General features: G+C 71.1%; 20 protein-coding genes. 14 read left to right on the forward strand and 6 right to left on the reverse strand.

Going from position 1 to position 25,636, the window contains the following annotated elements:
* Positions 1–34: 34 nt before the first annotated feature.
* Entirely contained in the window at positions 35–3,052 is a 3,018-nt protein-coding gene (locus ACFZDJ_RS43835) for a glycoside hydrolase family 38 C-terminal domain-containing protein (RefSeq protein ID WP_391067708.1), read from the forward strand.
* Positions 3,053–3,122: 70 nt separating this feature from the next.
* Here the strand turns inward: ACFZDJ_RS43835 and ACFZDJ_RS43840 are convergent, their stop codons facing one another.
* Entirely contained in the window at positions 3,123–3,824 is a 702-nt protein-coding gene (locus ACFZDJ_RS43840) for an FCD domain-containing protein (protein ID WP_390936914.1), read from the reverse strand.
* A 199-nt stretch (positions 3,825–4,023) separates the two neighbouring features.
* Here ACFZDJ_RS43840 and ACFZDJ_RS43845 point away from each other — a divergent pair, with 199 nt between their 5' ends.
* From ACFZDJ_RS43845 to ACFZDJ_RS43880, 8 genes are all read left to right on the forward strand, one after another.
* Positions 4,024–5,091, forward strand: coding sequence for a sugar ABC transporter substrate-binding protein (locus tag ACFZDJ_RS43845; protein WP_101402330.1), 1,068 nt, complete (start codon positions 4,024–4,026; stop codon positions 5,089–5,091).
* A complete protein-coding gene (locus ACFZDJ_RS43850) occupies positions 5,088–6,581 on the forward strand; it encodes an ATP-binding cassette domain-containing protein (protein ID WP_391067711.1) in 1,494 nt (497 codons plus the stop codon). The genes ACFZDJ_RS43845 and ACFZDJ_RS43850 overlap by 4 nt, the downstream gene beginning before the upstream one ends.
* Entirely contained in the window at positions 6,574–7,608 is a 1,035-nt protein-coding gene (locus ACFZDJ_RS43855; protein WP_389600213.1) for an ABC transporter permease, read from the forward strand. Before ACFZDJ_RS43850 ends, ACFZDJ_RS43855 begins: the two co-directional genes overlap by 8 nt.
* Positions 7,609–7,693: 85 nt before the next feature.
* Positions 7,694–9,064 carry an enolase C-terminal domain-like protein gene (locus ACFZDJ_RS43860; protein WP_391067715.1) on the forward strand — a complete coding sequence of 457 codons (1,371 nt, stop codon included), beginning with the start codon at positions 7,694–7,696 and terminating at the stop codon, positions 9,062–9,064.
* Entirely contained in the window at positions 9,061–9,819 is a 759-nt protein-coding gene (locus tag ACFZDJ_RS43865; protein WP_391067718.1) for an SDR family oxidoreductase, read from the forward strand. Before ACFZDJ_RS43860 ends, ACFZDJ_RS43865 begins: the two co-directional genes overlap by 4 nt.
* A complete protein-coding gene (locus tag ACFZDJ_RS43870) occupies positions 9,816–10,823 on the forward strand; it encodes an aldo/keto reductase (RefSeq protein ID WP_391067722.1) in 1,008 nt (335 codons plus the stop codon). Before ACFZDJ_RS43865 ends, ACFZDJ_RS43870 begins: the two co-directional genes overlap by 4 nt.
* Positions 10,820–11,134, forward strand: a complete 315-nt coding sequence (locus ACFZDJ_RS43875; protein ID WP_384912925.1) for an L-rhamnose mutarotase — start codon at positions 10,820–10,822, stop codon at positions 11,132–11,134. Before ACFZDJ_RS43870 ends, ACFZDJ_RS43875 begins: the two co-directional genes overlap by 4 nt.
* On the forward strand, positions 11,131–11,970 hold the full coding sequence (locus tag ACFZDJ_RS43880) for an amidohydrolase family protein (protein WP_390936928.1): 840 nt from the start codon (positions 11,131–11,133) through the stop codon (positions 11,968–11,970). Before ACFZDJ_RS43875 ends, ACFZDJ_RS43880 begins: the two co-directional genes overlap by 4 nt.
* Before the next feature lie 28 nt (positions 11,971–11,998).
* Here the strand turns inward: ACFZDJ_RS43880 and ACFZDJ_RS43885 are convergent, their stop codons facing one another.
* Positions 11,999–13,420: a lipase maturation factor family protein gene (locus ACFZDJ_RS43885; protein ID WP_390936930.1), complete on the reverse strand. Its 1,422-nt coding sequence runs from the start codon at positions 13,418–13,420 to the stop codon at positions 11,999–12,001.
* A 175-nt stretch (positions 13,421–13,595) separates the two neighbouring features.
* Between ACFZDJ_RS43885 and ACFZDJ_RS43890 the strand changes: the two genes are divergently transcribed.
* From ACFZDJ_RS43890 to ACFZDJ_RS43900, 3 genes are all read left to right on the forward strand, one after another.
* Positions 13,596–14,903 carry a DUF6777 domain-containing protein gene (locus tag ACFZDJ_RS43890; protein ID WP_390936932.1) on the forward strand — a complete coding sequence of 436 codons (1,308 nt, stop codon included), beginning with the start codon at positions 13,596–13,598 and terminating at the stop codon, positions 14,901–14,903.
* A gap of 124 nt (positions 14,904–15,027) precedes the next feature.
* Positions 15,028–17,103, forward strand: a complete 2,076-nt coding sequence (locus tag ACFZDJ_RS43895) for a SpoIIE family protein phosphatase (RefSeq protein ID WP_391067725.1) — start codon at positions 15,028–15,030, stop codon at positions 17,101–17,103.
* Between the two features lie 87 nt (positions 17,104–17,190).
* Positions 17,191–18,051, forward strand: coding sequence for a DNA-formamidopyrimidine glycosylase family protein (locus ACFZDJ_RS43900; RefSeq protein ID WP_391067728.1), 861 nt, complete (start codon positions 17,191–17,193; stop codon positions 18,049–18,051).
* 28 nt (positions 18,052–18,079) lie between these two features.
* On the opposite strand, the gene ACFZDJ_RS43905 is transcribed toward ACFZDJ_RS43900, so the two are convergent.
* From ACFZDJ_RS43905 to ACFZDJ_RS43915, 3 genes are all read right to left on the reverse strand, one after another.
* Entirely contained in the window at positions 18,080–18,736 is a 657-nt protein-coding gene (locus tag ACFZDJ_RS43905) for an anti-sigma factor family protein (RefSeq protein WP_385368499.1), read from the reverse strand.
* Between the two features lie 236 nt (positions 18,737–18,972).
* Positions 18,973–19,488, reverse strand: a complete 516-nt coding sequence (locus tag ACFZDJ_RS43910; RefSeq protein WP_095851206.1) for a hypothetical protein — start codon at positions 19,486–19,488, stop codon at positions 18,973–18,975.
* A gap of 152 nt (positions 19,489–19,640) precedes the next feature.
* Positions 19,641–20,180 (reverse strand): sigma-70 family RNA polymerase sigma factor, encoded by a 540-nt coding sequence (locus ACFZDJ_RS43915; RefSeq protein WP_389600196.1) that lies wholly within the window; start codon positions 20,178–20,180, stop codon positions 19,641–19,643.
* Positions 20,181–20,422: 242 nt separating this feature from the next.
* Here ACFZDJ_RS43915 and ACFZDJ_RS43920 point away from each other — a divergent pair, with 242 nt between their 5' ends.
* Positions 20,423–21,577: a CapA family protein gene (locus tag ACFZDJ_RS43920; RefSeq protein WP_391067731.1), complete on the forward strand. Its 1,155-nt coding sequence runs from the start codon at positions 20,423–20,425 to the stop codon at positions 21,575–21,577.
* Positions 21,578–21,635: 58 nt separating this feature from the next.
* Here ACFZDJ_RS43920 and ACFZDJ_RS43925 read toward each other — a convergent pair whose 3' ends face one another.
* A complete protein-coding gene (locus tag ACFZDJ_RS43925) occupies positions 21,636–22,100 on the reverse strand; it encodes a universal stress protein (protein ID WP_390936941.1) in 465 nt (154 codons plus the stop codon).
* A 178-nt stretch (positions 22,101–22,278) separates the two neighbouring features.
* Here ACFZDJ_RS43925 and lysX point away from each other — a divergent pair, with 178 nt between their 5' ends.
* A complete protein-coding gene (gene lysX / locus ACFZDJ_RS43930) occupies positions 22,279–25,566 on the forward strand; it encodes a bifunctional lysylphosphatidylglycerol synthetase/lysine--tRNA ligase LysX (RefSeq protein WP_391067734.1) in 3,288 nt (1,095 codons plus the stop codon).
* The last annotated feature ends 70 nt before the right edge of the window (positions 25,567–25,636 follow it).

A 25,636-nucleotide genomic window follows, 5' to 3' on the forward strand; every position in this document is an offset into this window, starting at 1 on the left:
CTTCCCGCATCGTCTTCACCCCACGGAGCACCCCATGCATGACGACCGCACCCTGGTCGAAGCCCGCCTCAAGCGCGTCCTCGACGAGCGCATCCGACCCGCCGTGTACCCCGAGTCCGTGCCGCTGGACGTCGCGGTGTGGCACGCGCCCGGTGAGCCGGTGCCCGTCGCCGAGGGGCTCGCGGCCACACCCGAGCCCATCGAGGTGGGTGCGCGCTGGGGCGCTCCGTGGGGCACCAGCTGGTTCCGGGTCACCGGGACCGTCCCGCAGGCCTGGGCCGGCCGGACGGTCGAGGCCCTGCTGGACCTCGGCTTCGACGAGAACATGCCCGGCTTCCAGTGCGAGGGGCTCGTCTACCGGCCCGACGGCACTCCGGTGAAAGGCCTCAACCCGCGCAACCAGTGGGTGCGGATCGGCGCCCCGGTCGAGGGCGGCGAGGAGGTCCGGCTGCACGTCGAGGCCGCCTCCAACCCGGTGATCCTCGACTACCACCCCTTCCTGCCCACCCAGTTGGGCGACAAGGAGACCGCGGGCAGTGAGCCCCAGTACACCCTCACCCGGATGGACCTCGCCGTCCTCGACGAGACCGTGTGGGAGCTGGTGCTCGACCTGGAGGTCCTCGGCGAGCTGATGGCCGAGCTGCCGGTGGAGTCGGCGCGGCGCTGGGACATCCTGCGCGCGGTGGAGAAGGCGCTCGACGCGGTCGACCTCCAGGACGTGGGCGCGAGCGCCGCAGCCGCCCGCGCACGGCTGGCCGGGGTGCTCGCCGAGCCCGCCGTGCCGTCCGCGCACCGCATCAGCGCCGTCGGGCACGCGCACATCGACTCCGCGTGGCTGTGGCCGCTGCGCGAGACCGTCCGCAAGGTGGCCCGGACCACCTCCAACATGACCGCGCTCATCGAGGACGAGCCCGACTTCGTCTTCGCGATGTCCCAGGCCCAGCAGTGGGCCTGGGTGAAGGAGCACCGGCCCGAGGTGTGGGCGCGGGTGAAGAAGGCGGTCGCTGAGGGGCGGTTCGTGCCCGCGGGCGGCATGTGGGTGGAGTCGGACACCAACATGCCGGGCTCGGAGGCGATGGCCCGTCAGTTCGTGCACGGCAAGCGGTTCTTCCTCGACGAGTTCGGCATCGAGAACGACGAGGCCTGGCTGCCGGACACCTTCGGCTTCGCCGCCGGACTCCCGCAGATCATCAAGGCGGCGGGCTCCAAGTGGCTGCTCACCCAGAAGATCTCGTGGTCGCAGACCAACAAGTTCCCGCACCACACCTTCCAGTGGGAGGGCATCGACGGCACCCGCATCTTCACGCACTTCCCGCCCGTCGACACCTACAACTGCTCCATGCGGGGCAGCGAACTCGCCCACGCGGCCAAGAACTTCAAGGACAAGGGCGTCGCCCGGCACTCCCTCGCCCCCACCGGCTGGGGTGACGGAGGCGGCGGCACCACCCGCGAGATGGTCGCCAAGGCGGCCCGGGTCCGTGACCTCGAAGGCTCCGCCAGCGTGGTGTGGGAGACCCCGACGGAGTTCTTCAAGAAGGCCGAGGCCGAGTACCCGAACGCGCCCGTCTGGGTCGGCGAGCTGTACCTCGAACTGCACCGCGCCACGCTCACCAGCCAGGCGAAGACCAAGCAGGGCAACCGGCGCAGCGAACATCTCCTGCGCGAGGCCGAACTCTGGGCGGCGACCGCGGCCGTCCGCACCGGAATCCCTTACCCGTACGAGGAGTTGGACCGCGTCTGGAAGACGGTCCTGCTCCACCAGTTCCACGACATCCTGCCCGGCTCCTCCATCGCCTGGGTGCACCGGGAGGCGCGCAGGACGTACGAGCGGGTCGCCCAGGAGCTGACCGGCATCATCGACGCGGCGCAGCGGGCGCTGGCGGGTGAAGGCACCACGGAGCTCGTGTTCAACTCCGCGCCGCACAGCAGGGACGGGGTCCCGGCGGGCGGGGCCCTGCCCGCCGCCGTCGCGAGCGAGGTGGCGCTCGCGCCGCGCGTAGGCGGCGGCCACGTCCTCGACAACGGCCTCCTGAGGGTCGAGATCGACGCCCGGGGCCTAGTGGTCTCCGCCTACGACCTCGACGCCGACCGCGAGACGATCGCCCCGGGACGCGCCGCGAACCTGCTCCAGATCCACCCCGACTTCCCGAACATGTGGGACGCCTGGGACGTCGACGAGTTCTACCGCAACACGGTCACCGACCTGGTCGACGCGGACGAGGTCGTGCCTGGTGAGGACGGCGTGTCGGTGCGGATCGTACGGTCCTTCGGCGTGTCGCGGGTCACCCAGGTGCTGTCGCTCGCGCCGGGGGAGCGGCGGCTCGGCATCGACACCGAGGTCGACTGGCACGAGACGGAGAAGTTCCTGAAGCTCGCCTTCCCGCTCGACGTGCACGCGGAGCGGTACGCCTCCGAGACGCAGTTCGGGCACTTCTACCGGCCGACGCACACCAACACGTCCTGGGAGGCGGCCAAGTTCGAGGCGTGCAACCACCGGTTCGTGCACATGGAGGAGCCGGGCTGGGGTGTCGCGCTCGTCAACGACTCGACGTACGGCCATGACGTGACCCGTACCGTCCGCGACAGCGACTCCGGTACGACCACCACCGTGCGCGTCTCGCTGTTGCGCGCCCCGCGCTTCCCCGACCCCGAGACCGACCAGGGCGTCCACCGCTTCCGGCACGCGCTGGTGCCGGGGGCCGGCATCGGGGACGCGGTGCGCGAGGGGTGGCGGATCAATCTGCCGGAGCGGCGGCTGAGCGGCGGGCGTGAGGTCGCGCCCCTGGTGGAGGTGGCGCAGGACGCGGTCGTGGTGACCGCGGTCAAGCTCGCCGACGACGGCAGCGGGGATGTGGTCGTACGCTTCCACGAGTCCCGGGGCGGGCGCACCAAGGCCACGCTGACGGCCGGGTTCGGGGTCGGTGACGTCACCGTGACCGACCTGCTGGAGCGGCCCCTGACCGATGCGGCCACCCCGCGGCGTGACGGCGACCGGGTCACCCTGTCGCTGCGCCCCTTCGAGCTGGTGACCCTGCGGCTGACGCGCGCCTGAGCGGTGCGTGCCTGAGCGGTGCGTGCCCGAGCGGGGGCGTGCCTGACCCCTTCCCGGGCTGCGGATCCGGCTACTGCGTGAGCTGGGTCCGCAGCCACTGCTCGACCTCGCCCACGTGCGCGGCGGCGGACGCCCTGGCCGCCTCCGGGTCGTGGGCCACCAGCGCGCGGTGGATCGCCGCGTGTTCGCGGCGCGTCCGCTCGAAGGCGCCCTCCTCCTCGTAGCCCCGCCAGACCCGGGCACGGAACGTGCGCGAGGACAGGCCCTCCAGGATGGCGGCCATGGTCTCGTTGCCCGCGGCGGCCGCGATCTCGCGGTGGAAGGCCAGGTCGTGGGCGAGGATCTCCTCCGGGTCGTCCGTCGCGTTCATCGCCATCAGGTGTTTCTCGACCTCGGCGAGCTGGTCGGCCGTGATCCGCGCCGCGGCCAGCGCGGTCGCCGTCGACTCCAGGATCCGCCGCACCTCCAGCAGCTCGACCAGCCGCGGCCCACGCGAGAGGTCGGCCACCACGCCGAAGGTCTCCAGCAGGTCCCCGGCCTCCAGCTGGGTGACATAGATGCCCGAGCCGTGCCGGGCCTCCAACACACCGAGGACCGTGAGCGCGCGGATCGCCTCACGCATCGAGCTGCGGGACATGCCCAGCTGAGCGGCCAGATCACGTTCGGTCGGCAGGCGCTGCCCGGGCTCCAGCCGGCCCTCGCCGATCATCGCCTTGATCCGCTCGATGGCGCGCTGCGTCACGGTGCCCTTCTGCGGGGCCGACTCGTCCACGCCGTCTCCTCCTGTCGCCGGGTGCGCCGCAGTCTAACCACCAGAGTGGTCGGACCACTACGGCTGATAACGCGGAAATTTTGGCGCACGGGGGTGTTGCGGAGGCGAAGTGGTCTGATAAATATTCGTCCCGGTTGAGCGGGACGCTCGGCCACGCACCGTCACACCCGATCGATCTCGCTCAACGAGGAGCCGTCAGATGGCCGGCAGAAACGTGCGGAACACGCGAATTGCGTCGCGGGCAGTGCGTGCGGCGGCTGCGGCCGCCTGCGCGACCCTCGTGCTCGCGGCATGCGGCAGCACCAAGGACTCCGTGTCGTCGGGCGGCGGGGGCACCGGCAAGGTCGGGGTGATCCTGCCCCTGCTGACCTCGCCGTTCTGGCAGTCCTACAACGACTACGTGCCGAAGATGGCGAAGTCCGAAGGGGTCGACGCCCTCAAGACCGTCAACTCCAACAGTGATCCTTCCCAGCAGATCACCGACATCAACAACCAGCTCAACCAGGGTGTGAAGGGCCTCGTCGTGGCCCCCCTGGACAGCGCCGCGATCGCCGCCGGGCTCGACCAGGCCGAGCGCAAGGGCGTGCCCGTGGTCGCCGTCGACGTGGCGCCCGAGAAGGGCAAGGTCGCCATGGTCGTTCGCGCCAACAACGTCGCCTACGGCGAGAAGGCCTGTGAGTACCTAGGCAAGCAGATCCCCTCCGGCAAGGTCGTACAGATCATGGGCGACCTGGCCTCCGTCAACGGCAGGGAGCGCTCCGAGGCCTTCCGCACCTGTGTGCAGAAGAACTACCCGAAGCTGAAGGTCCTGGAGATCCCCGCCAAGTGGGAGTCCGACACCGCGGCCTCCAAGCTCGACACCCTGCTGAACGCCAACCCCGACATCAAGGGCATCTACATGCAGGCGGGCGGCGTCTACCTCGCGCCGACCCTGCAGACCCTCAAGTCCAAGGGCATGCTGAAGAAGACCGGCCAGGCGGGCCACATCACGATCGTCTCGAACGACGGCATCCCGCAGGAGTTCGACGCCATCCGCAAGGGCGAGATCGACGCCACCGTCTCCCAGCCGGCCGACGCGTACGCCAAGTACGGCATGTACTACATCAAGGCCGCGATGCAGGGGAAGACGTTCAAGACCGGCCCGACCGACCACGACTCCGAGATCGTCAAGCTGCCCAGCGGCATCCTGGAGGACCAGCTGCCCGCGCCGCTGGTGACCAAGGACAACGTCGACGACCCCAAGCTCTGGGGCAACACGGTCAAATGAGCACCCCACTGGTGGAGGCGCGGGGGATAGCCAAGCGGTACGGCCCCACCGTCGCCCTCCAAGACGGCCGGCTCACCGTTCTCCCCGGTGAGTCCCACGCCCTCGTCGGGCGCAACGGCGCGGGCAAGTCCACCCTCGTCACCATCCTCACCGGCCTCCAGGCCCCCGACGAGGGCGAGGTCCGCTTCGACGGTGAGCCCGCGCCCGCGCTGACCGACCGCGACGCCTGGCGTCGCAAGGTGGCCTGCGTCTACCAGAAACCCACCGTCGTACCGGAGCTGACGGTCGCCGAGAACCTCTTCATCAACCGGCAGCCCGCCGGGCGGGGCGGCTTCATCAGCTGGCGCAGGCTGCGGGCCGAGGCGGCGCAGGTCCTGGACACCTGGGACGTGCACGTCGACCCGGAGGCCCGCACCGCCGACCTCAAGGTCGAGGACCGCCAGATGGTGGAGATCGCCCGGGCGCTCAGCTTCGGCGCCCGGTTCATCGTCCTCGACGAGCCGACCGCGCAGCTCGACAACCGGGAGATCGAACGGCTCTTCACCCGGATGCGCGCGCTCCAGGAGTCCGGTGTCACCTTCCTGTTCATCTCGCACCACCTCCAGGAGGTGTACGAGGTGTGCCAGACGGTCACCGTGCTGCGCGACGCCCGCTGGATCACCACCGCGCCGGTCGCCGAACTCCCCTGCACGGCCCTGGTGGAGGCCATGGCGGGGGAGTCGATCGCCGAGCAGACCGTCACGCACCAGTCCGTCGCCGCGGACGCCCCGGTGCTGCTCGACGCCCGGGGGCTCACCTCCGACGCGTACGAGGACATCGACCTCACCGTCCGCCGCGGCGAGGTCGTCGGCCTCGCCGGCTCCAGCGGCAGCGGCAAGATCGAGCTCGCCGAGTCCTTCGCCGGACTGCACACCCCGACCGGCGGAACGGCTCAACTCGATGGTGATGGGCTGCCGTTCGGTGACGTGCAGGCCGCGCTCAAGGCGGGCGTCGCCTGTGTCCCGCGCGACCGGCACGAACAGGGTCTCGTCTCCGGGATGACCATCGGCGACAACACCACCATGAGCGTCCTGAACCGGCTCGGCCGCTACGGCTTCATCGGCGCCGCCCGCAAGCGCGGCTTCGCCACCGAGCTGATCGAACGCCTCGACATCCACACCGAGGGCCCCGAACAGCCCGTCTCCGACCTCTCCGGCGGCAACGCGCAGAAGGTCGTCATGGCCCGCGCCCTCGCCTCCGACCCCCGCCTCCTCGTCCTCATCAACCCCACCGCGGGCGTCGACGTGAAGTCCAAGGAGTCACTGCTGTCCCGGATGGACAGCGCCAGCGAGGACGGCACCGCCGTGCTCGTCGTCTCCGACGAACTCGACGACCTGCGCCGCTGCGACCGCGTCCTCGTCCTCTTCCACGGCCGTGTCGTCGCCGAGCACCCGGCGGGCTGGCACGACCACGAGCTGATCGCCTCCATCGAAGGAGTGGACCATGGCTGACACGAAGGCCCCGTCGGCCTCGTCGCCCACCTCCGCGCGCGTCCCCGACGCACGGGCCGCCAAGACCGTACTGCTCCGCAGGGCCCGCGAACTCGCCCTCGTACCAGCCCTGTTGGTGCTCCTGGTGCTCGGCGCGATCGTCAACGACTCGTTCCTCACCGAACGGAACCTGATCTCCATCCTGGGCGCCTCGGCGGCCCTCGCGATGGTGGTCCTCGCCGAGTCCCTGGTGCTGATCACCGGCAAGATCGATCTGTCGCTGGAGTCGGTGGTCGGCATCGCGCCCGCCGTCGGCGCCCTGCTGGTGCTGCCGTCCGCGCAGTCCGGCTGGGGCACGGAATGGTCGGCCGCGCTCGCCCTCGTCGCGATTCTCGTCGTGGGCGGAGTCATCGGCGCCTTCAACGGCATCCTCGTGGTGAAGTTCAAGCTCAACGCCTTCATCGTCACCCTCGCGATGCTGATCGTCCTGCGTGGCCTGCTGGTCGGCGCCACCAAGGGCAAGACACTGTTCGGTATGCCCGACGCGTTCTTCTCACTGGCCACCTCCACCTTCCTGCGGGTCCCGCTGTCGGTGTGGCTGGCCGCGGTCGCCTTCGGCGTCGCCGGACTGATCCTCAAGTACCACCGGGTCGGTCGCGCCCTGTACGCCATCGGCGGCAACGCGGAGGCGGCCCGCGCCGCCGGTATCCGCGTCGACCGGATGCTGCTCGGCGTCTCCGTCGTCGCCGGCGTCCTTGCCTCGGTCGGCGGGATCATGCAGACCGGGTACGTCGGCGCGATCAGCGCCAACCAGGGCAACAACATGATCTTCACGGTGATGGCGGCGGCGGTCATCGGCGGCATCAGCCTGGATGGCGGCAAGGGCACCATGTTCGGCGCCCTGACAGGCGTACTCCTCCTCGGCGTGGTGCAGAACCTGCTCACGCTCGCCCAGGTGCCGTCCTTCTGGATCCAGGCCATCTACGGCGGAATCATCCTGGTCGCCCTGATGATCGCCCGCGTGACCACCGGCCGCGCCCAGGACTGACCTCCCTTCGTCTTCGTACGGATCCAAGGACCCACGGATCCACGGACCCCTCCGTACGCCCCTGTCCCGGACCGAAAGGCCTCCCGTGTCCCCAACTGCCGCCCGTATCACCGCGGTCGACACCTACGACATCCGTTTCCCCACCTCGCGCGAGCTCGACGGCTCCGACGCGATGAACCCGGACCCCGACTACTCGGCGGCGTACGTCGTGCTGCGCGGCGACGCGGCGGACTGTCCCGAGGGGCACGGCTTCACCTTCACCATCGGGCGGGGCAACGACGTCCAGGTCGCCGCGATCGAGGCGCTGCGCGGGCATGTGGTCGGACGCTCGGTCGACGAGCTGTGCGCGGACCCGGGCTCCCTGGCCCGGGACCTGATCGGGGACAGTCAGCTGCGCTGGCTCGGGCCCGAGAAGGGCGTGATGCACATGGCGATCGGCGCCGTCGTCAACGCCGTGTGGGACCTGGCCGCCAAGCGCGCCGAGAAGCCCCTGTGGCAGCTGCTCGCCGACGCCGAACCGGAGTGGCTGGTCCGCCAGGTCGACTTCCGCTACCTCACGGACGCCCTCACACCCGAGGAGGCGCTCGAACTGCTCCGTCGTGGCCGGGAGGGCGCCGCCGAGCGCGCCGCGATCCTCCGGGAGAGGGGCTTCCCCGCCTACACCACCTCGCCCGGCTGGCTCGGCTACAGCGACGAGAAGCTCACCCGCCTCGCCGCCGAGGCCGTCACCGACGGCTTCCGGCAGATCAAGCTGAAGGTGGGTGCCGATCTCGCGGACGACGTACGCCGCTGCCGGGTCGCCCGCTCGGTGGTCGGCCCCGACATCCGGATCGCCATCGACGCCAACCAGCGCTGGAACGTGGACGAGGCGATCACCTGGACCAAGGCCCTCGCCGAGTTCGAGCCCTACTGGATCGAGGAGCCCACCAGTCCCGACGACGTCCTCGGCCACGCCGCCGTCCGGGAGGCCGTCGCCCCCGTCAAGGTCGCCACCGGCGAACACGTCCAGAACCGTGTCGTCTTCAAACAGCTCCTCCAGGCCGGCGCCATCGACGTCCTGCAGATCGACGCCGCCCGCGTCGCCGGCGTCAACGAGAACCTCGCCATCCTGCTTCTCGCGGCCAAGTTCGGCGTGCCCGTCTGCCCGCACGCCGGCGGGGTCGGCCTGTGCGAACTCGTCCAGCACCTGTCGATGTTCGACTTCGTGGCGCTCTCCGGCACCACCGACGACCGGGTCATCGAATACGTCGACCATCTGCACGACCACTTCCTCGACCCGGTGGTGATCAGGCAGGGTCACTACACGGCACCCACCGCGCCGGGCTTCTCCGCGACCATGCGGCCGGAGTCCATCGCGGAGTTCACCTACCCCGGCGGCACCTTCTGGGCCGCCGACCTCGCCCAGCAGACGTCCGGCAGTCAGACGAGCGAAAAGCAGAAGGGGGAAGCGGCGTGAGTGCCGACTTCGAAGGACTCAAGGCGCTGGTGACCGGTGGCGCCTTCGGCATCGGCCGCGCCACCGCCGAGCTGCTCGCCGCCCGTGGGGCGCGGGTCGCCGTCCTCGACCTGGACCCCTCGACGGTCGAGAAGCCCCTGCTCGGCTTCCGCGCCGACGTCACCGACGACGCGTCCGTACGCGGGGCCGTGGCCGCGGCCGTCGCGGACCTCGGCGGACTCGACGTGCTGATCAACAACGCCGGGATCGGTGCCCAGGGCACCGTCGAGGACAACGCCGACGACGAGTGGCACCGGGTCCTGGACGTCAACGTCGTCGGTATGGTCCGTACCGCTCGCGCCGCCCTGCCCCACCTGCGGGTATCCGCACACGCGGCGATCGTGAACACCTGCTCCATCGCCGCCACCGCCGGGCTGCCGCAGCGCGCCCTGTACTCCGCCACCAAGGGCGCCGTCCTCTCCCTCACCCTCGCCATGGCCGCCGACCACCTCCGCGAGGGCGTCCGCGTCAACTGCGTGAACCCCGGCACCGCCGACACCCCCTGGGTCGGCCGCCTCCTCGACGCCGCCGCCGACCCGGCCGCCGAACGGGCCGCGCTGGAGGCCCGCCAGCCCTCCGGCCGCCTGGTCTCGGCGGACGAGGTCGCGGGCGCCATCGCCTACTTGGCGAGCCCGCTGTCCGGCGCCACCACCGGCACCGCCCTCGCCGTCGACGGCGGCATGCAGGGACTGCGACTGCGGCCGGTGGGCCAGTGAGCACGCTCGGAAGGCGCACGCTCGGGAGGAGCGGCGTCGCAGTCAGCGCCCTGTCCTTCGGCGCCGCGGGCATCGGCAACCTGTTCACCGCCATCAGCGACGAACAGGCGTACGAGGCCGTGGACGCCGCATGGTCCGGGGGCATCCGCTACTTCGACACCGCCCCGCACTACGGCATCGGCCTCTCCGAACGCCGTCTCGGCGCCGCCCTGCGCGATCGCCCCCGCGCCGAGTACACCCTCTCCACCAAGGTGGGCCGTCTGCTGGAGCCCACGGACGCGGGTGGCGACGACCTGGCCGACGGCTTCGCGGTGCCCGCCACGCACCGCCGCATCTGGGACTTCAGCGCCGAGGGCGTACGACGAGGCCTCGAGGCCGGCCTCGAACGCCTCGGCCTGGACCGTGTGGACATCGTCTACCTCCACGACCCGGACGACCACGCCGAGCAGGCCTTCCACGAGGGCTACCCGGCCCTGGAGAAGCTCCGCTCGCAAGGCGTGGTCGGCGCGATCGGCGCGGGCATGAACCAGGCCGAGATGCTCACCCGCTTCGTTCGCGACACGGACGTGGACGTGGTGCTGTGCGCGGGCCGCTACACCCTGCTCGACCATGCCGCGCTGACCGAACTGCTGCCCGCCGCCCAGGAGCGCGGCACCTCAGTGGTCATCGGCGGTGCCTTCAACTCCGGCCTGCTGGCCGACCCGAGGCCCGGAGCGACGTACAACTACGCGGCGGCCCCGGCGGAGTTGCTGGACCGCGCCCTGCGGCTGAAGGAGATCGCGGAGCGGCACGGCACCACCCTGCGCGCCGCCGCGCTGGCCTTTCCCGCCGCCCACCCGGCCGTCGCGAGCGTCCTGGTCGGCGCCCGCTCGGCGCACGAAGTCCGCGACTGTGTCGCACAGTTCACGTCGCCGGTGCCGGAGGAGTTCTGGCGGGAGCTGCGCGAGGCGAAGCTGCTGCCCGAGGACGCCCCCGTACCCGTACCCCCACAGGACCCGTCATGAGAGTCGCCCTGCACACCAAGGTCCGCGCGGACCGTACAGCCGCCTACGAGGCCGCCCACCGGGAGGTCCCGGAAGAGCTTACGACGGCCATCCGCGCCGCCGGAGCCACCTCCTGGACGATCTGGCGCAGCGGCACCGACCTCTTCCACGTCCTGGAGTGCGAGGACTACGGGCGCCTGCTCGCCGAACTGGAGAAGCTGCCGGTCAACATCGCCTGGCAGGCACGCATGGCCGAACTCCTCGACGTCGTGCACGACTATTCCGGCGAGGGTGCGGCCGCGGGGCTGCCCGTCGTGTGGGAGCTGCCGTGAGGGTGGACGCGCACCACCATGTGTGGGACCTCGCGGTCCGTGACCAGGACTGGATCACCGGGCCCGAACTCCAGCCACTGCGACGTGATTTCTGCGTGGCGGACCTCGCACCGCAGGCACGGGCCGCCGGGGTCGACCGCACGGTCCTCGTACAGACGATCACCGTGCCCGAGGAGACCCCGGAGTTCCTCGCCCTCGCGGCGGAGAGCGAGTTGATCGGGGGTGTGGTCGGCTGGACCGACCTGACCCGGCCGGACGTCGCCGACGAGCTGGCCCGGCTGCGGGAGCTGCCGGGCGGCCACCATCTCAAGGGCATCCGCCACCAGGTGCAGGGCGAGCGGGACCCGGAGTGGCTGCTGCGTGCGGACGTACGGGACGGGCTCGCCGCCGTCGCCGAGGCGGGCCTCGTCTACGACCTGGTGGTGCTGCCGCACCAGCTGCCCGCCTGTGTCCGGGCCGCCGCCGACCACCCCGAACTCACCTTTGTCCTCGACCACTTGGGCAAGCCGCCGATCGCCACGGGCGCGCTGCAACCGTGGGCGACGGCCGTCCGGGACCTGGCCGCGCTCCCCAACACCGTGTGCAAACTCTCCGGCATGGTCACCGAGGTGGACCTCGCGAAGTGGACGGTCGACGAGCTGCGCCCCTACGCGGACACGGTCCTGGACGCCTTCGGGGCCGGCCGGCTGATGTTCGGCTCCGACTGGCCGGTGTGCACACTGGCGGCGTCGTACGGCCAAGTGGTCGATGTGGCGGAGGAGTTGACCGGAGGCCTTGGCGCGGAGGAACGCGCCGAGATCTTCGGTGGCACCGCCACCCGTGTCTACCGGCTCTGATCCACCGGTCCGATCTGCCGTGTCTGATCTACCGGCTCTGATCCACCCACTCCAGCCGCATCGGCGGCAGGAACTCCCGCACATACGTCCGGTGCCAGCATGCGCCCGTCTCCCGCAGCTCATGCCACGTCGTGTAGCGGTAGCGGTAGAGGCGGGCGCGGACGTACCTGGGCGGGGCGTCCCCAGGGAACGGGGAGCGACGCAGCAGCCGTAGCGTGTCGCGGTCGTTCTCCAGGAGCCGTTCGACCAGGCCCGTGAACCAGGAAGCGGCGTACACGGGGGAAAGCGCCGCGAACCACATCAGCCAGTCGAGCCGCAGATGGTACGGCGCGTACTGGCGCGGCCAGTGGCGGGGATCACCCGGTTTTCCCTTGAACTCGTACTCCTTCCACTCCGAGTCCTCCCGCGGCAAGGGATCCGCCGTTCCCTCGACGACCACCTCGTGGCGCACCCGGCTGACGCTGCCGAACGCGCCGTAGGTGTTGACCAGGTGCAGCGGGTCGAAGGAGCGGTTCATGACCTGGCGCCGGGAGATCAGGTTGCGGGCGGGGCGGTAGCTGAGGGCCACCAGGCCCACGGCGACCGCGAGGACCACGATCTCGTACCAGAGGGGCGGGCCGGCCACGTGCGGGGGAGTGGTGGGGAACTCGATCGCGGACAGGGCCAGCACGATGGTGGTCCAGTTCAGCCAGGCGAAGTTGCCGGACAGGACCAGCCAGAGCTGGGTGAGGACCATCAGCGACGCGGCTGCCGTCGAGACCGGCCGCGGGGCGAAGAGGAGGACGGGTACGACGAGCTGGGTGAAGTGGTTCGCCGCCACCTCGACCCGGTGGAAGGGCTTGGGGAGGTGGTGGAAGAACCAGCTCAACGGTCCCGGCATCGGCTGGGTCTCGTGGTGGTAGTCGAGGCAGGTCAGCTCCCGCCAGCAGGAGTCCCCGCGCATCTTGATCAGCCCGGCGCCGAACTCCACGCGGAACAGCACCCAGCGCAGCAGGAAAAGGACGACGACCGGCGGGGCCACCTCGTCGTTGCCGAGGAACACGGCGAGGAATCCGACCTCCAGGAGCAGGGACTCCCAGCCGAACGAGTACCAGGTCTGGCCCACATTGACGATCGACAGGTACATCGCCCAGGGCACCAGCCACAGCACCATGGCCCCCCAGAGCGGGAGCCGCTGGTCCAGGCCGGCGATCAGCGCCGCCGACACCGCGCAGCCCGTCCAGGCCCAGGCCGCGAAGAAGCGGTCCGAGTAGCGCAGGTGGAACACGCTCGGCGCGTCGCGGAACGCGACCCGCGCCACGAACCGCGGCACCGGAAGCATCCCCCGCTCCCCGATCAGCGCACGGAACTGGAGCGCCGCGTCCAGGAAGGCGACGAGGTACAGCACGGCCAGGGCCCGCTGGAAGACCAGCCGGCTCAGCCAGTAGTCGGGGGCGACGAACCACTCCACGCGAGCCACTCCTCTTCCCTTGTCTCCATTGTGACGCTGGGTGACCGTCTCCGCTTGCGTGTGCCAACTGGGCGACGCAGACAATAGTGGACGAAATGCCCTGAGTGACCGGGAGGCCGTGGTGCAGCGGGAGCAAGCAGTGCAACGGGAGAACGTGGTGCGACAGGAGAACAGCGTGGTGCACATACCCACCCGAGCCTTCGTCATGGCCTGCGCGCTCTCGGCGGCGCTCCTCGTCGCCGGGTGTGGCGGCCGAGGCGGCGAGAGCGCGGCGTCCGGGGCCGACGGCGGTGAGGTCTTCCTGCAGCCGGTCGCCGGCGGCGGCCGCGACCCGTTCACCGCGTCCACGGCCGCCGACTCGCCGTTCATCACCCGAATGCCGTACCCGGCGGCACCCGCGAACCGTGGCTCCGCCCCGCAGGGCGTGCGCTCCTTCCCCGGCTCCACGCCCGGCCTCTACGGCGGCACCCGGGCCATCGGCAGCTGTGACGTCGAGAAGCAGATCGGCTTCCTCGCCTCGGACCCCGGCAGGGCGCGCTCCTTCGCGCAGGCCGCGGGCGTCCCGCAGGCGGCCGTCCCGGAATTCCTGCGCGGTCTGACCTCGGTCGTGCTGCGCGCCGACACGCAGGTCACCGACCACGGCTTCCGCGACGGCCGGGCGACCAGCTTCCAGTCGCTCCTCCAGCGAGGCACCGCGGTCCTCGTCGACAACCGGGGCATGCCGCGCGTGCGCTGCGCCGGCGGCAACCCGCTGAACCCGCCCGTCGTGTCCAGGACGACCCCGGGCACGCAGGGACAGCCCTGGTCCGGTTTCCGTCCTGGCAACGTTGTCGTCGTGACCCCGGCGTCCACGGCGATCAGGAACCTCACGATCATCGACATCGTCGACAACAGGTGGATCGAACGGCGGATCGGCGACGACGGCCACCGGGACGTCGTCCTACGGCCGCCGGCCTCGGCCGCGAGCCCCGGCCGTCGTACCAGTACGAGCCCCAGTACGAGCCCCGGCACGAGCCCCAGTGCGAGCCCGAGCACGATTCCGGAGCAGAGCCCGCGGACGGGCCCCTTCGCGGGCGAGTCGCCGTCCGACTGCGTGACGCCCACCCTGACCGTCACCCCGGACGGAACCCCGGGCATGCGGGACAGCGGGGCACCGGCGGAGGCTCCGGTGGCCGCGGTGTCGGACTGTTTCCGGCCCACCACGACCGACCCGCCGACGGTCCCGCCGACCGCTCCACCGACCCCACAGCCCGGTATCTCCCCGCCGCCCCTCGCGCCGAAGACCCCCGCTCCCACCTCCACGGAGAACGACCGGAACGTTCCGCGGGACCCCCTCGCCCCGCTGGACCCCTCGGAGGAGGAGATCGGCCCCGACACCGTTCCGGAGATCCCCGACCTGCCCGACGGCGGTGGCCTGATCCCCGACGAGTCACCCGATGCGGACACCGTCTTCGACGCCCCGACCGACGTCTTCGACGGCTGAGCGCCGAGTGATCGGGGGAGCCCGAATCCGGACTCCCCCGAAGTCGAATTCCGGACTTCCCCGAAGTCGAATTCCGGACTTCCCAGAAGTCGAATAATCGGCCGAATGCTGGCAAGGTGGGCGCATGGTTGATCGGGGAGCGAGCGCCCTGTCACTCCCGGACGACCGGCCCGCCCACCCGGATCCGATCCTGGCGCTCAACCGCATGGGCAGCTTCGACTGGGATCTGGACACCGGTCTGATGCAGATGGACGCCCAGGCCCACGATGTCTTCGACGTGCGTCCCGAGGAGTACGACGGCCGCCCCGAGACCCTGTCCCTGCGGGTGCCCGCGGCCGAGGGGATCCGACTCGACACGCTGGTCTCGCACGCCCTCAAGGACGGCAGCGAGAACTACGGCGCCTACTTCCGCATCCGCTGCCGCGACGGCTCACTGCGCTGGACCCACACCCAGGGCTACATCCGCCGGGACGGGACGGGCCGGCCGCGCCGGATCATCGGCATCGTCCGCGACGCCACGCAGGAACTCGGCGAGAGCGCGGCGCGCCGCGAACAGGCGGCCCAGGACGAGGCGCGGCGCCAGCAGACGAACGTCGTGCAGATCACCACGGCCGCCCTCGCCCACGCCCGCACCGTCCAGGACGTCATCGACGTCCTCAAGGACTCCCACGGCCTCACCCACCTGGGCGCGACGAGCCTGGTCATGGGCCTGGTCGAGGCCGGACGCATACGGCTGGTCGCAGAGGGCCCCGAGGGCAGCTTCGTTCCCGGCACCATGGTCACCCGCATCGACGAGCAGTACCCGATGAGCGAGGTCGTACGTACCCTCGCCCCGCGCTTCATCGAGTCGCCCGAGGACTTCGCCGACTCGTATCCGCTGCTGTGGCCGCACATCACCGACCTCAAGATCACCTCGGCCGCCTACCTGCCGCTCATCGCGCAGGCCCGCCCCATCGGCGCGATGGGGCTGCTCTACAACGACCGGCGCGGCTTCTCGTCGGAGGAGCGCAACGTCCTCGTCGCGCTCGGCAGCAGCATCGCCCAGAGCCTCCAGCGGGCCATGTTCTACGAGCAGGAGAAGGACCTCGCGCAGGGCCTCCAGCAGGCCATGCTGCCGCGCTCCATACCGAACGTGCCCGGCGCCGACATCGCCGTCCGCTACCGTTCCGCCTCCCTAGGCCGGGACATCGGCGGCGACTGGTACGACGTGATCCCGCTGCCCGGCGGCCGCGTCGGCGCCGTCATCGGGGATGTCCAGGGCCACGACACCCACGCGGCCGCTGTCATGGGCCAGTTGCGGATCGTGCTGCGGGCCTACGCCGCCGAGGGGCACACCCCCGCCACCGTGATGGCCCGCGCCTCGGTCTTCCTGCACGAACTCGACACCGACCGCTTCGCGACCTGCCTGTACGCGGAGGCCGACCTGTCCACCGGAGTCGTCCAGCTGGTGCGGGCCGGCCACATCGACCCGCTGATCCGGCAGAACGACGGCACCTGCCGCCGGCAGTCCGTCGAAGGGGGCCTGCCGCTCGGTCTGTCCGCCTTGTTCGGGCGCCTCGAATACCCCGTCGACACGGTCGAACTGGACCCCGGGCAGACCCTGGTGCTGTGCACCGACGGCCTTGTCGAGCAGCCCGGCGTCGACCTCGACGAGGGCATGCACACCCTCATGGAGCTGATCCGCTCGGGCCCGGACGACGTACGCGACCTCGCCGACCGGCTCATCGACGTGGCCGAGGAACGCGGCGGCGACGACGACGTGGCCCTGCTGGCGCTGCGCCGCCGCGGCCCCGGGCCCCAGCAGTCCGGCGGGCGGCTCCAGCAGCATGTCGCGCCCGGCGACCCCGAGGCGCTCACCGAGGCCCGGCACATGATCCGGGCCGCGGTCCGTGCCTGGGGCGGTGTGGAGCGGGCCGACGACGTCGAACTGGTCGCCGACGAGCTGATCACCAACACCCTCATGCACACCGAAGGCGCCGCGATCGTCACCCTGCGGGTCCTCAGCGGCCCGGGCCGTCGGCTGCGCGCGGAGGTCGAGGACTCCTCCAGCGCCCTGCCGCGCCGCCGCGAGGCGGGCGAGTCCGGAGTCTCCGGCCGCGGGCTCCTGCTGGTCGACCGCCTCGCCGACGTCTGGGGGGTGGAGGCGCGCGGCGGCGGCAAGTGCGTGTGGTGCGAGTTCCTCGTCCCGGAACGGGAATGACCGCGTGTCGCGGGGGAGCGGCCGGCGTTGCCTCGGAAGGTGGGCGGTCCGGATGGTGTTGTCGGTGGGGGGTGGCACTCTGGAGCCATGCCGGAACTGCCAGAGGTCGAAGCGCTCAAGGACTTCCTGGCCGACCATCTCGTCGGCCGCGAGGTCGTGCGCGTGCTGCCCGTCGCCATCAGTGTCCTGAAGACCTACGACCCGCCCGTCACCGCCTTCGAGGGCCGCGAGGTGACCGCAGTGCGCCGGCACGGCAAGTTCCTCGACATCGAGGCCGACGGACTGCACTTCGTGACCCACCTGGCCCGCGCGGGCTGGCTGCACTGGAAGGACACGCTGCCCGACGGCCCGCCCCGCCCCGGCAGGGGCCCGCTCGCGCTGCGTGTCGCCCTGGAGACCGGCGAGGGCTTCGACCTCACCGAGGCCGGCACACAGAAGAGACTCGCGGTGTACGTCGTCCGGGACCCGGCGGAGATCCCAGGCGTGGCCCGCCTCGGTCCCGATCCGCTCGCCGCCGACTTCGACGAGGCACGGTTCGCCCGGCTGCTCGCGGGTGAGCGCCGCCAACTCAAGGGCGCACTCCGGGACCAGAGCCTGATCGCCGGCGTGGGAAACGCGTACAGCGACGAGATCCTGCACGCCGCCAGAATGTCCCCCTTCAAGCTGGCCGCCTCACTGACCCCCGAGGAGACGACCCGTCTCTACGAGGCGCTGCGGTCCACGCTCACCGAGGCCGTGGAGCGCTCCCACGGTCTGGCCGCGGGGCGCCTCAAGGCGGAGAAGAAGAGCGGGCTGCGGGTGCACGGCAGAACGGGTGAGCCCTGCCCGGTGTGCGGCGACACCATCCGCGAGGTCTCCTTCAGCGACTCCTCGCTGCAGTACTGCCCGACCTGCCAGACGGGAGGCAGGCCACTCGCGGACCGCCGGTTGTCCCGGCTGCTCAAATAGTCCGGGAGCAGCGGGGAACAGCCCGGGATCAGTGGGGCGTGACGGTCACCAGGTGCTTGCCGTCCGCCGTACGCACCTCGAACCGGCTGATCTCGTCGGACTTGAGTGCCGCGCCGCCCTGCAGGGTGGTCGCCTCTCCGTTGTGCGCGGGCACCATCCAACTCGTCACCGTCTGCTGCGAACCGTCCTTGCCGATGGCGACGAGCTGGCAGGGGCGCGGGCCCCCGGCGTCCTTGACCTCGACCTCGACCTGGCTGCCCCAGATCCGGTCCGCGGTGGTGACCTTGGCCCATACGCCGGTCTGCGCGTCCGTCGACGCGACCGCGGCCGTCTGTGACCCGGAACCGTGCGACGTGACCATCGCGATCGACGGACCGCCCACCGCGAGCACCACGGCGGCGGCCACCGCGTACAGCCAGCGCCTGCGCCCGGCCCGGTGCCGGGTCGCCACCTCAGTGAGGAGTTTGTCCATCAGGCGCGGCCCGGGGGCGGCGAAGGGGTGCACGGAGCGCGGGGTGGCATGCCGGTACAGCATCAGCTGCCGCGTGGCGGGCCTGAACTCACTCACGTGCGCCGCGCACTGGGGGCACTCCATGAGGTGATCCTCGAAGCGGAACGCCTCCGCCTCGTCCAGCACGCCGAGCGCGTAGGCGCCGACGTCGCGATGCCGTTCCAGGGACCTCATACCGAATACCGAATCCTCGTGGCGATGGTGCGGGGGTGGGAGTGGTGTTGCTGTTGCCCACGGGTACGCACCAGACCGTCGAATCACTCAAGACTCGTCCGGAATCGCGGCCAAGACATTCGGAGCGGGTGGGCTCGCGGATTGGTGCGAGCCCGAAAAAAGTTGTGCGGAAAACTTGTTTGGCGGAGCGCGGAGCCATGAACTGGGGTTACCGGCGGTCCGCCCGGTCGTGGCGATCAGAAGAGATGGATCGCCAGATGCCCCAGGGGCAGACCCAGCCGCCAGGCCGGTGTCCACACCTTCGGACCGTCGTCCTCGCCCGGGATCGGGCCGCCGCCGGGCACGGCGTCCAGGTCCGGGGCGAGCAGTTCGGTCTCCTCCAGCCAGCGCCAGGCCGCCGTCGCCAGTTCCAGGTCCGGGGCGGGGCCGCCGGACTCGACCGCCTCGGCCGAGCGCCGCGCCATGTGCTCGCGCACCCAGTCCTGCCACGGCTGGTCGTACGCCGTCAGCGAGAGCCAGGTCTCCAACTGCGAGACGACCCGGATGCCCGAGAGCTCGCCGTCGGTGTCGGAGAGGAAGATGGTCAGTGCCAGGGCGTCACGCCCGGCGCGGAACTCGAAGGACGTGGGCGGCATCAGGTCGCCGGTCCGCAGCAGCTCGTCGGCGATGTACTCGGCGTACAACCACGCCATGGGGACGGTGAGTTCCCCACCGCCGGTGCCGTCCGTGCTCTCTTGGCCTCTGTGCAGCATCCCTTCCTGCCTTCCTCCGGTTTGCGTGCGCGTCGCCCGATCCCGAGCCCTTGGGGGTTTCCCCCCAATCCGGAACACGGATGAGGACAGCTGATTGCTCAACCATGGTCCTCAGCAAGGCGCTTTACGGAGGTTTGACTCGGCCTTCGGTTTCACCGCAGGTCGGCCGCGTATCCCGGAAGAACCCGGCGCAGGGCGCGCAGTGCGTAGTACGCACGAGACTTCACGGTACCGGGCGGAATTCCGAGCGCCGCGGCGGCCTCCGCCACACTCGCCCCCTGGAAGTACACCAGCACCAGGACTTCACGGTGCTCGGGAGTGAGTGTCTTCACAGCCTCCCGCACATCGAGCGTCGCCGCCGACCTTTCGGCGTGATCCGCGCAGACCCGCGCGCTGTCCAGCACCGCGCCCCCGACCTCCGGCGGACGCGCCTGGCGGGCCCGCCGCGCATCGATCGCGAGCCGCCGTCCCACGGTGAGCAGCCAGGGACGTACGGAGTCGAAGTCGTCGGCGCGCAGCGCCTCGGGGTGTTGCCAGGCGCGGACGAACGTCTCCTGCAGCAGATCCTCGGCGCGTTGGCGGTCGCCGTCGGAGAGCCGCAGGAGCAGGGCGAAGAGGGGCCGGCCGTGCTCGCGCTGCAGCGCGGCCAACTCGTGTTCGGCGGTCGTCTTGGTGGTGGTTCCGGCCGTCATGGCCTGTATGCCAGCGGGTGCCGCTCCGCTGGGACAGGGCCGGGGCACGGGTCTGCGGTGGGCGGTCGATGCCGTCGGTGAACGGCGCGGTGAACGGTTCAGCGGGGGCCCGGTGGCGCCCCAACGGGCAGTTCCCCGAGGGCCGGACGGGCTACGGGTGCGCGTCGTTCCTTGACTCCATCCTCTCGATTGGGTGGATTTGCCTTACTTCCTAGTTAAATATGACTGCATCGAGGCTGGGCATGATCACACGTAGCCGACTGGCCGGCATCGCTCTCGCGGCCGTACTCGTCGTGGGCGCCGGCTGCAGGGCCGACCAGCAACCATCGGCCCGCAGCACCGCGCACCCCGGCGCACCCCTCACCCCCCACGGCTTCACCCTCGTCGCCTCCGGCGACATGCTGGCGCACACCTCGGTCACCGAGCGGGCGAACGCCGACGCGGGCGGCAATGGGTACGACTTCCTGCCGATGTTCGAAGGGGTGAAACCCCTCGTCTCCGGCGCCGACCTGGCGATCTGTCACATGGAGACCGTGTACGGGTCCGACGGCAACCGCACCGGCAACCCGGCCTTCAAGATTCCACCGCAGGTGGCCGACGGGCTCGCGGCGACCGGGTACGACGCCTGCTCCACCGCCTCCAACCACTCCCTGGACGACGGCGCCGCGGGCGTACGGCGCACTCTGGACGCCCTCGACCTCGCGGGCGTACGGCACGCGGGATCGGCGCGCACGGCGCAGGAGGCGTACGTGCCCACTCTCCTGCGCGCGGGCAGCGCGACGGTCGCCCACCTCGCCTACACCTATGGCACGGACGGCTCCCCGATGCCTCAGGGGCAGCCGTGGAGCGTCAACCTCATCGACCGCGACCGGATCCTCGCGGACGCCCGGGCCGCCAGGAAGGCGGGTGCCGACGTGGTCGTCGTGTCCCTGCACTGGGGCACCGAATGGCAGGAGCAGCCCGACACCCAGCAGGTGACACTGGGCCGGGAGCTCACCGCCGCCCGCACGGGCGGGCGGCCCGACATCGACCTGATCCTCGGTACGCTCGCGCGCGTCCCGCAGGCGTACGAGAAGGTCAACGGCACGTGGGTCGTCTACGGGATGGGCGACCAGATCGCGGGCGAGATGTTCAACCGCCAAGGCTTTCAGGACTCCCGGGGCAACGAGAGCACCCTCGCCCGCTTCACCTTCGCCCCGCCCGCGCACAAGGGGGACCGCTGGGAGGTCACGAGGGCGGAGTTCGTGCCGCAGGTGTTCGACGTCGACGCCGGGCGGGTCGTCGACGTCAACACGGCTCTGGCCCAGGGTGCCGACCTGGCCGGCGTACGCGACCGCATCCGTGACGTGGTGCTCAGCCGCGGCGCGGCTCACGACGGTCTGATGATGGGGCAGTAGGACCCACGGAGTCCACGTTGTCCCTGGGGTTCTCTGAGGTCTTTGAGGTCTCTGAGGTCTATGGGACGACCGTGACCGGCCAGCGGCCCGCCTTCACCATCCGGATCGCCACCGACCCGATGATCCGGTGCCCCGCCTGCTCGGAGGCGCCGACCACCACCGCGTCCGCCTTCAGCTCGTCCGCCGCCGTCACCAGACCGTTGTAGGGATCGCCACGGAAGGTGTGGAACTCCCAGCGCACCGCGAAGATGTCCTTGACCTGCTCGGTGGCCTCCCGGATCTGCGCGATGAGGTCCTCTGCGATCCGGTCGGTCGTCTCGGCGACCGGCGCCCCGAGTGCCGCTCCCGCCGCCATGACGGGCTGCACGTACACGAGGGCGAGCAGCGCGTGCTGCCGCCTGGCCAGCCCGGCGGCGTAGGCCGCCGCGCGCAGCGACGAGTCGGAGCCGTCCACGCCGACGACGATGACCTTGGGACCGTCCGTGCCACGCTCGAACCGGTGCGAGGGTTGCTGTTCCGCCACACCACCGAGGCTATCGGAAGCCGCAGGTCGGGAGCAGGGCGGGCCCGCGGCGCCCCGCATGGGTCGGAACGGGTGAAGTGTCCGCCGCCACGTCCCGGCACGACCGCCCTGCGCGTCGGCGACGAGGGGCACGGCGCTCGACGGGCGGGTCCGGCCGGGGCTTCCTAGAGTCGACACCATGAGCGCCACCGTGGAGGCCCGCGGACCGAGGGACGTCACGGGTCCCGTACCGCCGTCCCGGGCCGGCTTCCTCAGCAAGGTGCCCGAAGGCTTCGCGGTCTTCTTCGGCGCCCTCTCGCTGCTGTGCGTCCTGCTGGCCTTCTTCGCCCCCGTGCGCCGTCTGCTGCACCCCGTCGTGGCCTTCCTCGACCTGTTGATCGTCCCGGTCAGCGCCAACCTCGCGTACGCCGTCTTCCTCCTCCTGCTCGCCGCCGCGACCGCCGCCCGCAAGAAGGTCGCCTGGTGGCTGGTCGTCGTCTACCTCGGCCTGCTGGTCTTCTTCGACATCATCGGCCTGTCGATGGGCCTGTACGCCGAGTCGCTGCCGTCCTTCGTCGCCTGCGGACTGCTGCTGGTGCTCCTGATCGTGGCGCGCCGCGAGTTCTACGCCGACTCCCGGCGCGGCGCCGTGTGGCGCGCCCTGGCCGTACTGCTCGTCGGACTCGCCGTGGCGATCCTGATCGGCTGGGGCCTGGTCGAGTTGTTCCCCGGCACGCTGGCCTCGGAAGAACGGCTGCTGTGGGCGGCCAGCCGGGTGTGCGGCGGGCTGGTCTCCAGCAGTTCCTTCAGCGGGCGCCCGCCCCGCAAGCTCTTCTTCGTCCTCGGCCTCCTCGGCGCCCTCGCCCAGCTCAACGCCGCCGCCACGCTCTTCCGCTCCCAGCGCCTGGAGGCGGCCCTGCGCGGCGACGAGGAGGCCCGCATCCGTGCCCTCCTTCGGGCGTACGGCGCCGACGACTCCCTCGGCTACTTCGCCACCCGCCGTGACAAGGCCGTCGTCTTCTCACCCAGCGGCAAGGCCGCCGTCACCTACCGCGTCGAGGCCGGCGTCTGCCTGGCCAGCGGCGACCCCGTCGGCGACCGCGAGGCCTGGCCGCACGCCATCGAGGCCTGGCTCGACCTGGCCCGCCGCTACGCCTGGGCGCCCGCCGTCATGGGCGCCTCCGAGGACGGCGCCAAGGCCTTCGCGCGCGCCGGGCTCGGCGCGCTCGAACTCGGCGACGAGGCGATCCTGCACGTCGCCGGCTTCGACCTGGACGGCCGCGACATGCGTGTCATCCGCCAGGCCGTGCACCGCGTACGGCGCACCGGCGCCACCTGCCGGGTGCGCCGCCACTCCAGCCTCACCGACGCGGAGATGGAGGAGCTCATCGACAAGGCGGACGCCTGGCGCGACACCGAGACCGAGCGAGGCTTCTCCATGGCCCTGGACCGGCTCGGCGACCCCGCGGACGGCGACTGCCTCCTCGTCGAGGCCCTGACGCCCGACGGCAAGCTCCTCGCGCTGCTGTCCTTCGTGCCCTGGGGCAAGGACGGCATCTCGCTCGACCTCATGCGCCGCGACCGCAGCGCCCCGAACGGCGTCATGGAGTTCATGGTCGCCGAGGTGTGCGCGGCGGCCGGGACGTTCGGCGTACGCCGCATCTCCCTCAACTTCGCGGTGTTCCGGTCGGTCTTCGAGGAGGGCGCCCGGATCGGCGCGGGGCCGGTGCTCCGGCTCTGGCGCGGACTGCTGCTGTTCTTCTCCCGGTGGTGGCAGCTGGAGGCCCTCTACCGGTCCAACGCCAAATTCCAGCCCGAGTGGTACCCCCGCTTCATCTGTTACGGCGACACCGGCTCCCTCGCCCGCATCGGCCTGGCGTCCGGCATCGCCGAGGGCTTCGTCTCCGTGCCCTCGCTGCGCAAGCTCTGGGGCAAGGGGCACCCCAGGACCGGACCCCAGCCCGCGAGCACCGTGGGCCTGCCCTCGCTGTCGGCCCTCGGCCTCGACAAGGGCGAGGAGGCGGCGGCCACCGATCCGACCGCGGCCCTGCCCGAACAGATCCGCCTGCGCCACCGCACACTCGACCGGCTGCGCGCCGACGGAGTCGACCCCTACCCGGTGGGCGTCCCGTCCCGTACCCACACCCTCGCCGAGGTCCGCGCGGGACCGGCGGGACAGCACGTGACCGTAGCCGGGCGCGTCGTTCTCGTACGCGACTTCGGCGGGATCGTGTTCGCCGTCCTGCGCGACTGGTCAGGCGATCTCCAGCTCGCCTTCACCCGGCTGGAGTCCGGACCCGAGCTCAAGCGCTTCCGCCATGACGTCGACATCGGCGACCACATCACCGCGAAGGGCCTCGCCGGCGTCAGCGACCTGGGCGAACCGACCGTCTTCGTCTCCTCCTGGCAGCTCACCGGCAAATGCCTGCGCCCGCTGCCCGACAAGCACCGGGGCCTCGCCGACCCCGAGGCGAAGGTGCGCCGCCGCTATCTCGACCTGGTGTCCAGCCCCGACGCCCGCGAGGTCCTGCGGGCCCGCTCCGCGGCCGTACAGGCGCTGCGCCGGGGCCTGCTGGACCGGGGCTACCTCGAGGTCGAGACGCCGATGCTCCAGCAGATCCACGGCGGCGCCAACGCCCGCCCGTTCGCCACCCACATCAACGCCTACGACCTGAACATGTATCTGCGCATCGCCCCCGAGCTCTACCTCAAGCGGCTGTGCGTGGGCGGCCTGGAGAAGGTCTTCGAGATGGGGCGCACCTTCCGCAACGAGGGCGTCTCCTACAAGCACAACCCCGAGTTCACCATGCTGGAGGCCTACCAGGCGTTCGCCGACTACGACGTGATGCTCGACCTCACCCGCGAACTGATCCAGGGCGCCGCGACCGCCGCCTTCGGCGCGCCCGTCGCCCGCAAGGACGGCACCGAGTACGACATCTCCGGCCCGTGGCCGGTCAAGACGGTGCACGGCGCGATCTCGGAGGCCCTGGGGGAGGAGGTGGGCCCAGGCGCGTCCGTGCCGGCCCTGCACCGGCTGTGCGACGGTGCGGGGGTGCCGTATCGGCCGGACGCCGGACAGGGTGACGTCGTACTGGAGATGTACGAACGACTGGTCGAGGAGAAGACCCTGCTGCCCACGTTCTACAAGGACTTCCCGACCGATGTCTCCCCGCTCGCCCGGCAGCACCGCACCGACCCGCGCCTCGCCGAGCGCTGGGATCTCGTCGCCTTCGGCACCGAACTGGGCACCGCCTACTCGGAGTTGACCGACCCCGTGGAGCAGCGGCGGCGGCTGGCCGCGCAGTCGCTGCGGGCCGCCGGGGGAGATCCCGAGGCGATGGAACTCGACGAGGACTTCCTCGACGCGCTGGAGTACGCGATGCCGCCGACCGGCGGGCTCGGCATCGGCGTGGACCGGCTGGTCATGTTCCTCACGGGGCTGACGATTCGGGAGACATTGCCGTTCCCCCTGGTGCGTCGGCGCTGAGCTGGTCCCAACGGGTGCTTTCCCGAGTCCGCACCGGTGTTGCTCAGCCGCGCCGCGCCTCCGCTGGGCG

The organism is Streptomyces sp. NPDC007896 (genome assembly GCF_042959425.1).
Lineage (GTDB): Bacteria > Actinomycetota > Actinomycetes > Streptomycetales > Streptomycetaceae > Streptomyces.